12 protein-coding genes are annotated in these 12324 nt (G+C 65.8%); 2 read left to right on the forward strand and 10 right to left on the reverse strand.

Going from position 1 to position 12324, the window contains the following annotated elements; all coding sequences use genetic code 11:
- Window positions 1-7: 7 nt before the first annotated feature.
- The 9 genes from BMZ97_RS09200 to BMZ97_RS09240 form a co-directional block, all read right to left on the reverse strand.
- Entirely contained in the window at window positions 8-853 is an 846-nt protein-coding gene (locus tag BMZ97_RS09200; protein ID WP_092168874.1) for an alpha/beta hydrolase, read from the reverse strand.
- A gap of 41 nt (window positions 854-894) precedes the next feature.
- On the reverse strand, window positions 895-1374 hold the full coding sequence (locus BMZ97_RS09205; RefSeq protein ID WP_175525488.1) for a GNAT family N-acetyltransferase: 480 nt from the start codon (window positions 1372-1374) through the stop codon (window positions 895-897).
- Window positions 1375-1464: 90 nt separating this feature from the next.
- Entirely contained in the window at window positions 1465-2871 is a 1407-nt protein-coding gene (locus BMZ97_RS09210) for an NAD(P)(+) transhydrogenase (Re/Si-specific) subunit beta (protein ID WP_092167649.1), read from the reverse strand.
- Window positions 2872-2877: 6 nt separating this feature from the next.
- A complete protein-coding gene (locus BMZ97_RS09215; RefSeq protein WP_092167651.1) occupies window positions 2878-3309 on the reverse strand; it encodes an NAD(P) transhydrogenase subunit alpha part 2 in 432 nt (143 codons plus the stop codon).
- Window position 3310: 1 nt separating this feature from the next.
- Window positions 3311-4474, reverse strand: coding sequence for a Re/Si-specific NAD(P)(+) transhydrogenase subunit alpha (locus tag BMZ97_RS09220; protein ID WP_092167652.1), 1164 nt, complete (start codon window positions 4472-4474; stop codon window positions 3311-3313).
- A 38-nt stretch (window positions 4475-4512) separates the two neighbouring features.
- The gene (locus tag BMZ97_RS09225; protein ID WP_139221183.1) at window positions 4513-4800 is read right to left on the reverse strand and encodes an aa3-type cytochrome c oxidase subunit IV; all 288 of its coding nucleotides are present in this window, start codon (window positions 4798-4800) and stop codon (window positions 4513-4515) included.
- Window positions 4801-5349: 549 nt separating this feature from the next.
- Window positions 5350-6717, reverse strand: a complete 1368-nt coding sequence (locus BMZ97_RS09230) for an ABC1 kinase family protein (protein WP_092167654.1) — start codon at window positions 6715-6717, stop codon at window positions 5350-5352.
- A gap of 115 nt (window positions 6718-6832) precedes the next feature.
- Window positions 6833-7981: a hypothetical protein gene (locus BMZ97_RS09235; protein WP_092167656.1), complete on the reverse strand. Its 1149-nt coding sequence runs from the start codon at window positions 7979-7981 to the stop codon at window positions 6833-6835.
- A 141-nt stretch (window positions 7982-8122) separates the two neighbouring features.
- A complete protein-coding gene (locus BMZ97_RS09240; protein WP_092167658.1) occupies window positions 8123-9004 on the reverse strand; it encodes a beta-keto acid cleavage family enzyme in 882 nt (293 codons plus the stop codon).
- Window positions 9005-9179: 175 nt separating this feature from the next.
- Between BMZ97_RS09240 and BMZ97_RS09245 the strand changes: the two genes are divergently transcribed.
- Both BMZ97_RS09245 and BMZ97_RS09250 read left to right on the forward strand, forming a co-directional pair.
- Entirely contained in the window at window positions 9180-9635 is a 456-nt protein-coding gene (locus BMZ97_RS09245) for a MaoC/PaaZ C-terminal domain-containing protein (protein WP_092167660.1), read from the forward strand.
- Window positions 9629-11275 (forward strand): acyl-CoA synthetase, encoded by a 1647-nt coding sequence (locus BMZ97_RS09250; RefSeq protein WP_092167661.1) that lies wholly within the window; start codon window positions 9629-9631, stop codon window positions 11273-11275. Before BMZ97_RS09245 ends, BMZ97_RS09250 begins: the two co-directional genes overlap by 7 nt.
- 81 nt (window positions 11276-11356) lie before the next feature.
- Here BMZ97_RS09250 and BMZ97_RS09255 read toward each other — a convergent pair whose 3' ends face one another.
- Window positions 11357-12313 carry an alpha/beta hydrolase gene (locus BMZ97_RS09255; protein WP_175525489.1) on the reverse strand — a complete coding sequence of 319 codons (957 nt, stop codon included), beginning with the start codon at window positions 12311-12313 and terminating at the stop codon, window positions 11357-11359.
- Between the last annotated feature and the right edge of the window lie 11 nt (window positions 12314-12324).

Consider the following 12324-nt stretch of genomic DNA (forward strand, 5'->3'; position numbering starts at 1 on the left):
CGCTCCCTTATTCGACCGTGCGGCTCTCAGCGCCTGCCAGAGCGCCGCTCGCCATATCCGCGAGGAAGCGCCTGACCTCCGGCACCGAGCCCTGGGCCGGCAGGTCCTCATGGTGGCCCGCCGGAAAGCGGATGAAGCGCTTGGGCGGGTTCGCCATCTCGTAAAGTGCCTGCCCCTGCCTGAACGGGATCACGCCGTCGCGCTCGCCATGCAGCACGAGCAGTGGCGCACGCACCCGCCCGATCACCGCCTCCGAGCGGAACTGATCCAGCATCACGAGCCGGATCGGCGCGTAAGGGTAAATCTCCTGCGCCACTGCGGCCGTCGAGAGATAGGGCGCCTCCAGGATGACCGCAGAGAGCGGGACCTCCGCCGCCAGCTGCAGCACGACGCCGGTGCCCAGCGATTCGCCATAGCCGACCAACCGCGCCGCGCCGAAACGCTCCGCCGCCTCGCCATAGGCGGCACGCGCATCGAGATGGATGCCTTCCTCCGTCGGGCTGCCGGTCGAGCCGCCATAGCCGCGATAATTCACCGCGAAGAGGCCGGTGCCATCCTCCGTCAGCGCCCGGAAACGGGCCTGGCGGACGGGCCTGTCGAAATTGCCGGCATTGCCGTGGAAGTACAGCAGCACCGGCTTGCCTGCGCGCGGCGGCACGAGCCAGGCCACCAGCCGCTCGCCATCGGCCGTCGTCAGCGGAACCTCCACCGCGCCCGGCAGCTTCACTGACGCGATATCGGCACGCACCGGATCGCGCGGATACATCAGGTCACGCTGCCTGACGAAGAGGATGGCCAGCCCGGCGAGATAGAGCGCGCAGGCGACGAGCAGGAGGCGGCCGAGCAGTTTCATGCCGATCATCCTCCCCCGCCACCATGGCGGTCTCGCGACGCTCAATCGAGAACCTTGGCCATTTCCAGCGCGAAATTGCTGAAGCCGGCACGGCGATAGGCAGCCAGAGCCACCTCGTTGCCCTCCAGGACGCTCAGATGGAGCACCTTGCAGCCGGCCTCGCGGGCAAAACGCTCCGCCTCTGCCAGCAGGAGCTGCCCGATCCCGGTTCCCCGGCAAGCGGCCGCGACCACGATGTTCTCGATATAGACATGGTCGCGCAAATGCTCGTGCACGAAGGGGCCGGTGCGCCCGAGCCGCAGCGCCAGATAGCCGACGACCTCATCGCCCTGCTGGACGACGATCTGGGCGCCGCCATGCTCGGCGGCCTTTTCCGCATCGTCAGCGAGGCAGGCAGCGGCGGCAGCGGGCCCCGTCGCGCGCTCCGCGCTCAACCTCGCCTCATGGGCCGTCAGTTCGAGCAGCAGCGCGAGCACGGCCGGTCGGTCGCTTGCCAGCATCGGGCGGATGGAGAGCGTCACGGCAAGATCCCCATCAGGCGAACAACTCCATACGATAAGGGCCGGCATGAAGCCGGCCCTTTGCAGCATTGTGATGCCCGCGCGGCTGCGTCAGTGCACCATCGCCTTGACGATATCGTCGGTGACCTTCTTGGCATCGCCGAACAGCATCATCGTGTTGGGCCTGAAGAACAGCTCGTTCTCGACACCGGCATAGCCAGCCGCCATGCCGCGCTTGATGAAGAGCACGGTCTTGGCCTTCTCGACGTCGAGGATCGGCATGCCGTAGATCGGCGAGGACTTGTCGGTCTTGGCGGCCGGGTTGGTCACGTCGTTGGCGCCGATGACGAAGGCGACGTCGGCCTGGCCGAATTCCGAGTTGATGTCCTCGAGCTCGAAGACCTCGTCATAGGGCACATTGGCTTCCGCCAGCAGCACGTTCATATGGCCCGGCATGCGGCCCGCCACCGGATGGATGGCGTACTTGACCTCGACGCCCTCCTTCTTCAGCAGGTCGGCCATCTCGCGCAGCGTGTGCTGGGCCTGCGCCACCGCCATGCCATAGCCCGGCACGATGATGACCTTGGCGGCGTTCTTCATGATGTAGGCGGCATCGTCCGCAGAACCCTGCTTGACGGGTCTCGCCTCGACCGCGCCACCCGCGCCCGCCGCGGCATCGTCGCCGCCGAAACCGCCGAGGATGACCGAGATGAAGCTCCGGTTCATCGCCTTGCACATGATGTAGGACAGGATCGCGCCGGACGAGCCGACCAGCGCGCCGGTGATGATCAGCGCCATGTTGCCGAGCGTGAAGCCGATGCCGGCCGCAGCCCAGCCGGAATAGGAGTTCAGCATCGAGACGACGACAGGCATGTCCGCGCCGCCGATCGGGATGATCAGGAGCACCCCGAGCGCGAACGAGACCAGCACGATCAGCCAGAATACGACATGGCTCTCGGTCTTGATGAAGACCAGCAGCAGCACGACGAGCGCGACGCCGAGCCCGATATTGATGCCGTGCCGCTGCGGCAGCATGATCGGCTTGCCGCTCATGCGCCCGTCGAGCTTGAGGAAGGCGATGATCGAGCCGGTGAAGGTGATCGCGCCGATGGCGACGCCGAGCCCCATCTCGAACAGGCTGCCGCCATGGATATGGCCGGCTTCGCCGATGCCGAAGGCGCCCGGAGCATAGAGCGCGGCCGCCGCGACCAGCACCGCCGCCAGGCCGACCAGCGAGTGGAAGAAGGCCACGAGCTGCGGCATCTGCGTCATCTGCACGCGCCGGGCCATATAGGCGCCGATGCCGCCGCCGATGGCGATGCCCAGCACGACCAGGAACCAGCCGGAGAAGCCCGAAGGCGGGAAGAACACCACGGTCGTCAGGATGGCGATGCCCATCCCGACCATGCCGTAGAAATTGCCCTGGCGGGACGTGGTCGGGTGCGACAGGCCCCGCAGGGCCATGATGAACAGGACGCCGGAGACGACGTAAAGCAGGGCGGAGATATTGGCGGCCATCGGCGCTCAGCCCTTCTTCTTGTACATCGAAAGCATGCGCTCGGTGACGAGGAAGCCGCCGAAGATGTTCACCGAAGCCAGGACCAGCGCCACGAAGCCGAAGAGCTTGGCCCAGACCGGACCGTCGCCCAGCGCCGGGGCGGCCTGGACGCCGACCGCGAGCAGCGCGCCGACGACGATGACCGAGGAGATCGCATTGGTGACCGACATCAGCGGCGTATGCAGCGCCGGCGTCACCGACCAGACGACGTAATAGCCGACGAAGACGGCGAGCACGAAGATCGCGAGGCGAAACACCGTCGGATCGACGCCCGTCGCGACGCTTGCCGCTGCGGCGGCCTGCTCGGCGTATTTCTCGGCGAGCTCGGCCGCCTGCTTCGCCAGTACGGCGGCGGAGCGGGCCTGTTCGAGCGCCTGTTCGGGTGTCGGATTGGCCATGTTAGACGCTCCCCTCGACGACAGGCGCAGGCTTCGGCGCGAAATTCGGATGGATCACCGCGCCGTCCTTGGTCAGGGCGGTCGCTTTCACCAATTCGTCGTCCCAGTTCACCGCGAGCGTCTTCGCGCTCTTGTCGATCAGCGTCTCGACGAAGGCGAAGAGGTTCTTGGCGTAGAGCTGCGACGAGGTCGCGGCCAGACGGCCGGGCACGTTGAGATGGCCGACGATCTTGACGCCGTTGGCGGTCACCGCAATTTCGCCGGGCTTGGCGAGTTCGCAATTGCCGCCGCGCTCGACCGCGAGATCGACGATCACGGAACCGGCCTTCATGCTCTCGACCATCGCCTTGGAGATCAGCTTCGGCGCGGGACGCCCCGGGATCAGCGCGGTGGTGATGACGATGTCCTGCTTGGCGATGTGGCTCGCCGTCAGCTCGGCCTGCTTGGCCTGGTATTCCTTGGACATTTCCTTGGCGTAGCCGCCGGCCGTCTGCGCCTGCTTGAACTCGTCGTCTTCGACGGCCAGGAACTTGGCGCCGAGCGATTCGACCTGCTCCTTGGTGGCGGGGCGCACATCGGTCGCGGTCACGATCGCGCCAAGGCGCCGCGCCGTCGCGATCGCCTGCAGGCCGGCGACGCCGACACCCATGATGAAGATGCGCGCGGCAGGGACAGTACCGGCAGCCGTCATCATCATCGGCAACGCCCGGCCATATTCGGCCGCGCCGTCGATCACGGCGCGATAGCCGGCGAGATTCGCCTGCGAGGAGAGCACGTCCATGACCTGCGCGCGGGTGATGCGCGGCATGAACTCCATCGCGAAGGCCGCGACCTTGGCCTTGGCCAGGGCCTCGACCGCAGCCTCGTTGCCATAAGGGTCCATGATGCCGACGACGAGCGCGCCGGACGGCAAGCCGGCGATTTCGGCTTCGGACGGACGGCGCACCTTGAGCACGATCGCCGCGCCCTTGAGCGCGTCCTTGGCGTTCTTCGCGATGCTTGCGCCCGCCGCCTCGTAATCGGCGTCATTGATGCCGGAAGCGAGCCCGGCGCCTTTCTCAACCACGATTTCGGCCCCGAGGCCGATGAACTTGCGAACGGTCTCCGGCGTCACGGCGACGCGGGTTTCCGCCCCTTGCGTTTCGGCTGGCACAGCAATGCGCATGGCAGGGCGAGGCCTTTCAGGCTTGGTGGAGGCGGATCTTACAGGAGGACGAGCGCGACCATCATCAGCACGAAGGGAACGGCCGGAGCCTTCCAGGCGAGCGATTTCGACGCGATCCCGACAGCCGTACCGACCAGCGTCAGCAGCGTACCGATAAGGGCGACGCCCCAGGCATGCTTGGTGCCGCCCACCGCCAGCGCCGCGACGATGGCGAGGCAGGCGACGGTGCCGACTTCGGCGAAATGCAGGAAGCCGTGATAGGTCCGCTCATGCTCGGCGTAGTCCATCTGCGGAATGTCGGCGGCGTGATGCCCGTGATCGGCCATGGTCTGATCCTGAAGATAAGAAGACGGTTCCAAAGCCCTGTAGCGCACCCGCGTGAGGTCGGCAACGGAGCGTCGGCCACAGCCTGCCCCTAGGAAAGCCCGAAGCCAAGCTCGGCGCCGCTTTAGCTCGGTGAAGACGCTATGTAAATCGATTTAAATCGCAAAAACCATAGGCTGTGATGGAAATAGCGTCCCTCAGCGCGCAATCGAATCCGAACAGCGGCTTGCTCGTTTGAAACAGCCTGGATTCGTGGTTTGCATCAAGTCTTCGCAGAGGAATTCCAGATAGCCTTCAGCAGCGCATTCGCAGAGAGATCGGAAGAGCCATATTCCACCGCCCGAGGGCGAGCCTGAGCCCGCCGCGGCTGATGCCGCAGCGCTGATCGAGAAGGGCAAGCGCTGGTTCGCTGAAGCGCGAGAGCAAACGAAACGCGATAACGAGGACATCGCGGCTTGGCATCGGCGCCATGCTGGCGGCTACAATGAGGACGGCTCGCGCGCTTCGTTCATCGGCGATAGCGACGTTGGAGGAGGCGGCAACTGAACGGGTCAGGTCGCCCCTTTTAACCCGACAGAGACAAGCGCTTGTCTCTGTTTCAACGTTACCGTCTCCACGGAGAATCCCTCGATCTCCGCCTCGAACAACCTGTGGAAATTCAGTTCCGCATCGAGATGCAGGAACACGCCGCCGAGCCCGATCGCAGCGCGGTCCATGAAGACGAATTCGCGCGGCACGGTCACCGGCCCGCGCTGCTTCAGGGCCTGATGCACCTGGAAGGCCTGCTTGCGGCCATACTCGGCCGGGCTGACGTCTTCGGCGATGCGGCGCGTCCGGTCTTCCAGCAGCGGCCCGTAGATAAAGCGCGCCCAGATGTTCAGCGTGTCGACGAGATCCTTGGTCAGCCCCTTGAAGCCCCAGGTCTCATAGGCATGGACGACGCGGGCGGCGTCGCCCTCCAGCAGGCCGCGATAGAGATCGACCACGCCGCCGACGAAGCTCGGCGGGAAGATGCGGATGCAGCCATAGTCGAGCAGGTTGATGCCTGCCGGCGTGTCACCCTCTGAAAAAACCGTGTAGTTCCCCAGATGCGGATCGCCATGGATGACGCCGTGATGGCTGAACGGTCGCCACCAGGCCTTGAACATCGCGGTCGAGATGCGGTCGCGCGCCTCCTGGCCGTCCTGCTTGTGGGACAGGATCGGGCTGCCCTCGAGCCAATGCATGGTCAGGAGCCTGCGCGTCGACAACGAGGCTTCGAGCCGGGGCACCCGCACCTCCGGCGTGTCAGTCAGGATCTCCTGATAAAGCGCGATATGCTTCGCCTCGCGAAGGTAATCGAGCTCCTCACGCACCCTGGCGCCGATCTCCTTGGCGATCTCGGTCGTGTCGATCACCGGGTCCATGCGCCGGTGCAAAGCGAACAGGATGTCGAGCTGGGAGATGTCGGCCTCGACAGCCGATTCCATGTCGGGATATTGCAGCTTGCAGGCGAGCTGCACGCCCTCCAGCGTGGTGGCGCGGTGCACTTGCCCCAGCGAGGCCGCGGCGGCCGGCTTCAGATCGAACTCGGCGAAACGCTCGCGCCATTGCGGCCCGAGCTCGGCCATCATCCGGCGCTTGACGAAGGCAGCTCCCATCGGCGGCGCCTGCGATTGCAGCTTCTGCAATTCGGCGGCGTATTCCGGCGGCACCACATCGGGAATCGTCGCGACGAGCTGCGCCACCTTCATGATCGGGCCCTTCAGCCCGCCCAACGCCTTGGCCAAGGCCTCGGCATTGCTGGCGTTGCGACCATCCAGCCCGAACAACCGCGTACCGGCGATGCGCGCCGCGACCCCGCCGACATTGGCTCCGACGCGGGCATAGCGCGCGGCGCGGGCGGAAAAGCGGTTGGCTTCGCTGTCGTGGTCGGACATGGGGCGTGACGGACCGTTCTGGTGGTTGCTATCCCCATGTAGGCCGGCGCGGCGCGAACGCCAGTGCAGCCGATCGTCTCAGCCGCGCGAGGGGCAACCCTGCTGCGCTTGCCGCTCAGAGATAGCCGGCCAGTCCCAGCGAGGCATTGCCGCCCAACCGCCCCTGCGTCGCCTGGATGCTCTGATAGGTCTGGACGAGCTGGCTGGTGAAGCGATCGCTGACCCCGAGCGCGGCTTTCTCCTCGGTGCTCATGGCGGCGTATCGGTTGACAAGGGCGAGGCTTGCGCTCGCGCCGTCGCTGCCGCCGGATGTCGCCTTCAGCGTATCGAGCACGCTTGCGCGGTTGCGTTGGTCGAGTTCGGTCTTGGCGGCACGGATTTCACCCGCCGAGAAGGCCGAGCCCTGGTTGAGCGCGATCGCCGCCAGCGAACGATTGTCGAAAGCGGTGAAGTCGACCTGCTGCCCGGTCTTGTCCGAATCGTCGAAGACCAGCTTGGTCCCCTTGTCCTTGGCGCTGGCGGCCTGCGCATCGAGCAGCGCACGCGCATTGGCAGCCACCGCAGCGATGCTGGTCTGCGGCGTGCCGGTCCCGCCGGCCGAAGCCTTGTCGAGCAGCGCCTGAATGGGATCGGCCGCATTCTTCGTCTCGGGCGCTTTGCCAGGGTTCGCGCGCGCCGCAGCGGCACCGTCGACCAGCGCCTGTTTCTGGTCCTGCCAGGCTTTCGTCGCCTGCTCGTCGGGACCAGCCGCATTCACATAGTTCAGGGCGGCGTCGTAGAGGCCGGCATAGTTCCCGGTGTGCCGGGCGACGACGGCATAGGGAGTAAGCGCGGTGTCGAAGCGTGATTGCAGCGCCGTCGCCGCGGCCGCGCTTTCGTCCTTGGAGAAAAGCCCCTGGGCATTGTCGGCCACCGCCGACAGGGTAGCGCGGCTCTGGCCGCTCAGATCGACCGCGACCTTGCCGTCGATCAGCGCCGAGGAAATGCCGAGCGCTTGATATTGCTGATCGAACCATTGCCGCGCATTCGCAGCGCGCGAGGCGAGGCTCGTGCCGGAATCAGTCGTGGTCGATGTGGAGGTCCGGGCGAGATAGGCCTTGGCTTCGTCAGACAGGGCGACCGTCGCCGATGCGGGGAGTTGCGAGCCCGTCGTCGCATCCTCGCTGAGCAGTTGTGCAAGCGAGGGCTGGGCGTCGAGCACCGCCTGGCTGCTGCGGGTGTAATTCAGGAGCAAGGAGGCACTGGCGCCGATGGTCGTGGACATCGCGGCTCTCCGGACGTGGTGTTAGACGCTCCGGAGCAGGGACTGTGCCAGCTTTAAGGTCTTGATAACTATGGATACGCCGTCAGGCCGCCTGGGCAGGAATTACCCTGCCCGGCAAAAACTGCTGGTCTTCCGGTCGCGTTAGCGCCGAGCCGCAAGATCGGCCCTGACCTCGGCAACGCTCGCCGCCCGCCCACCAGCAGCTTCGACCAGTTTGACCGTCTCCGAGACCAAGGCGGCATTCGTCTTTGCACAGCCGAAATGCGCGTCCTCCAGCCCGGCCCGAACGTGGACACCGTGCGCCACGGCTGGCGCGATCAGCCCGGAAAGATCGACGCCGAGCCCCGCGATCATCACCGGTGCGCCGGGCGCATCCTCGGCGAGCAAGGCGAGATGGGCCTCGAGCGCATAGGCCTTCGGCGGAAAACCCCAGGCGAAGGCATCGGAGAACATCAGGCGATAGATCGGCGTCGGCAGCCCCGGATAGGCCTTGGCCAGCGCCGCGCCCAAGCGCGTGAAGCCGGGCTCATAGATCGCATAGCTCGGATGGATCCTGTGAGCATGGGCCACCGCCATACCCTCGCGGATATGCTCGCCCGGGTTCTGGTAGATGAAGCCGGGCTCACCGCCGGGAATGCCGGCGAAGGTCGTCCAGTTGCAAGAGCCGGGGTCGAGGACGCCCCATTCGACGAGGCCGCGCTTGGCGAGTTCCTCCAGATGGGTGTAGCGGCCAGAGCCGATCATGTCGCCGGCATAGCCCGAGCCCAGGATCGGGATGGTCGGGTAGACGATGGCGTCGACCTTGGCACGGATACCTTCGATCGCCCGGGCATAAAGCTGCCAATCGTCGCGCTGGCGACCGGTCTCGACGTCATAGACATGCAGATGCACGATCGCCGCCCCCGCCTCGACCGCCGCAATGCCATCAGCGACGATCTCGGGAATGGCGATCGGAATACCGGGCTGGCGTTCCTTGCCCCAGGGCCCGTTGATCGCAGCCTCGATCCAGATGGGGGTGGTCATGCCGAAACTCCTGCTGCACGTCACACCATCGAATAATACTGCAACCGCAAAGTTTCAGCGCGCCCGCCCCGTCATCTCCGCAATCCCGCCGTGAGCAAAAGCGGCAACGCACGGCCTTGTCAGCCCGCCCCCTTCGCGCGCCTAATCGCCAAAACGACGATCGGGAACGGAAACGATGGGCCTCTATTTCGAGGAGTTCGGCGAGGATCTGCGCGTCGTCACGCGCGGCCGCACCGTCGGCGAGGGTGATATCACCCTCTTTTCCGGTCTCTCCGGCGATTTCAACCCGCTGCATGTCGACAGCGAGTATTGCGCCACGACCGCCTTCGGCGCGCGCATCGCCCATGGCCCGCTGACGCTGGCCATGGTGATCGGCCTGATGTCGCAACAGAACCTGATCGACGCCACCACCATGGGCCTGCTCGATCTGCATTGGAGTTTTGCCGCGCCGGTCAGGATCGGCGATACCGTCCATGCCGTGGTCACGGCCGTGGATCGCAAGCCGTCGCGCAAGCCTGATCGCGGCGTCGTCACCCTCAAGCTCGATGTCTTCAACCAGAGCGGCGAGCAGGTCCAGACCGGCCATCTCAAGCTTTTGATGAAGCGCCGCCCGGAGCACGGCTCATGCTGACGCGCGCTGCAAGCTACCGGGACACCTTCGAGGCTTTTCGCTGGGATATCCCGGAGCGCTTCAACATCGGCGTCGCCTGCTGCGACCGCCATGCCGATGGCAGCGGCAAGCCGGCGCTGATCTATGAGGATCAGGATCACGGCGTCGCGACCCTCAGCTTCGACGAGCTGAAACTGAGCTCCAACCGCCTCGCCAATATGCTGCGCGGCCATGGCGTCGGGCCGGGCGAGCGCATCGGCATCCTGCTGCCGCAGCGGCCGGAGACGGCGATGGCCCATCTCGCCATCTACAAGATGGGCGCACTCGCGCTGCCGCTCTTCACCCAGTTCGGGCCGGACGCGCTCGAACACCGTTTGCAGCACAGCGGCGCAGCAGTGCTGATCACCGATGCCGAGAACATAGGCAAGATCGAGACGATCCAAGCCGCCCTGCCCGACCTCAAGCGCATCTTCGTCATCGGCGATAGAGCAACGACCGGAACCCATCTCGATTTCGACGCGGAGTTGGCGAAGGCCTCCGACCGTTTTGCGCCCCTCGATACGCGGGCGGATGATCCAGCTCTGATCATCTACACCTCCGGCACGACGGGAAAGCCCAAGGGCGCGCTGCATGCCCACCGCGTCCTGCTCGGCCATCTGCCCGGTGTGCAGCTGCCGCAGGAGTTCTTCCCGCAAGCCGGCGACCTGTTCTGGACGCCGGCCGACTGGGCCTGGGCCGGCGGCCTGCTCGACGTGCTGTTGCCGAGCCTCTATTTCGGCGTGCCGGTGCTGGCCTCGCGCGCCCGCAAATTCGATCCGGAAGCTGCCTTCGCGCTGATGGCCCGGCACAAGGTGCGCAACGCCTTCCTGCCGCCCACCGCGCTGAAGCTGATGCGGCAGGTCGAGAGGCCGCAGCGCTTCGGCTATGCGATGCGCTCGATCGGCACCGGCGGTGAGACACTGGGCGCCGACATGCTGGCCTGGAGCGAGGAGATCTTCGGCTTTCCGGTCAACGAGTTCTACGGCCAGACCGAGGCGAACCTGATCGTCTCGAACTGTGCCAGCCTGTTCCCCATCGTGCCGGGCTCGATGGGCCGCGCCGTGCCCGGCCACCGCGTCGCGGTGATCTCGCCCGAGGGCGAGGAACTGCCGGCCGGCGAGCAGGGCCTGATCGCAGTGGCAAGGCCCGACCCGGTGATGATGCTGGACTATTGGCGCCAGCCGGAAGCGACAGCCGCCAAATTCTCCGGCGACTGGCTCGTCACCGGAGACACTGGCGCCTGCGACGCCGAAGGCTATTTCTGGTTCCAGGGTCGCGACGACGACATCATCTCCAGCGGCGCCTATCGCATCGGGCCCGGCGACATCGAGGACTGCGTCATCCGTCATCCGGCCGTGCTGATGGTCGCCGTCGTCGGCAGCCCCGACCCGCTGCGCACCGAGGTGGTCAAGGCCTTCGTGCTGCCGAAACCGGGCTTTGCCCCCTCGGACACCCTCGCCGCCGAGATCCAGGCCTTCGTCAGAGAGCGGCTCGCCGCCTATCAATATCCCCGAGAGATCGAATTCGTCACCGAACTGCCGATGACCGCGACCGGCAAGATCCGGCGCAAGGATCTGCGCGACCTGGAGGTGGCGCGGAAGAGATCCGGCGGCGACCGGTAAGTGCCTGAATTCGCCCACATCAGAGCATTTTCGAGCGAAGTGGATGCCGGTTCGCGTGAAGAAACGCGTTAAAACAAAAATCTAGAACCAGGTTTTCATCAGAAAGGCTCCCGTCGCCTCGAACAGGCCAAGGCGCGCATGCTCGAGATGCATGAGATGCGTGCCCTCAGTGATTTTGACGTCGCGTGTCTCGGCAGCGCCGAGCCGCCCGCGCAACCAGAACGCATCATCGTCCGTGCACAGGCCGTCCCAGGCGCCTCGCACGATCAGCGTCGGCGCCAGAACCTTTGCGGGCTCATAGGCAAGGCTCCCAGCCCAGGCTGCCTTGATGTCGGCGGCTGGTCCAGCTGGAACCCTGACAGCAGGGACAGGCTGCCGGGCCGCCGCCCCTGGATCGCTTGCAAGATAAGCTGGAGCCCATGAGGCCAGCTCAGGCTCGATCAGCACTGCGGGATGGCCCGCGGGAACATCCTCGACGAAGCGGGCGAGTTGCTGGGCGATCGAAACCAGCCGCCAGCTTTCGGGGCTTTCGCCCGTCGCCACGCGCGGTCCTTCTCGCTGCGCAATCGGCCCAAAGAAAACCAGACGTTCGATGGTCCCGGGCTGGAGTGATGCATGGAGCCCGGCCACGATCGTGCCCCAGGAATGCGCGATCAACGACAGCCTGGCACGGCCTGTGACCTGCCTGACATGCGCCAGAACCCGCGCAAGCTGCACCTCCGCAGCGCATGCGCGGCCATAGGGCGGGCTCTCGAACGCGGCCTGTTCAAAGGCCGGTGGGCGGCTGGACCCGCCGAAGCCGGCAAAATCGAAGGCCCAGACGTCAAATCCGCGCGCCGCCAGATCGTCCATCCAGGACAGGCCGCCGAAGCGATAGGCTACCGAAAGCGCCGATGGAAATGTCGCGCCATGGACATAGACCACGCTCGGTCCGGGCCCAGTGATGCGGCGCAGGAGCAAGGTCGGCTCGCCATCCCGCCCGCTCAGATATGTGACGTCTCCAGCCGTTTTTGATCCGCATGCGGTGATGTGATTCACGATTGTCGTCC

It is taken from the genome of Allobosea sp. OK403 (genome assembly GCF_900113835.1).
In the GTDB taxonomy this organism is placed as follows: Bacteria; Pseudomonadota; Alphaproteobacteria; order Rhizobiales; family Beijerinckiaceae; genus Allobosea.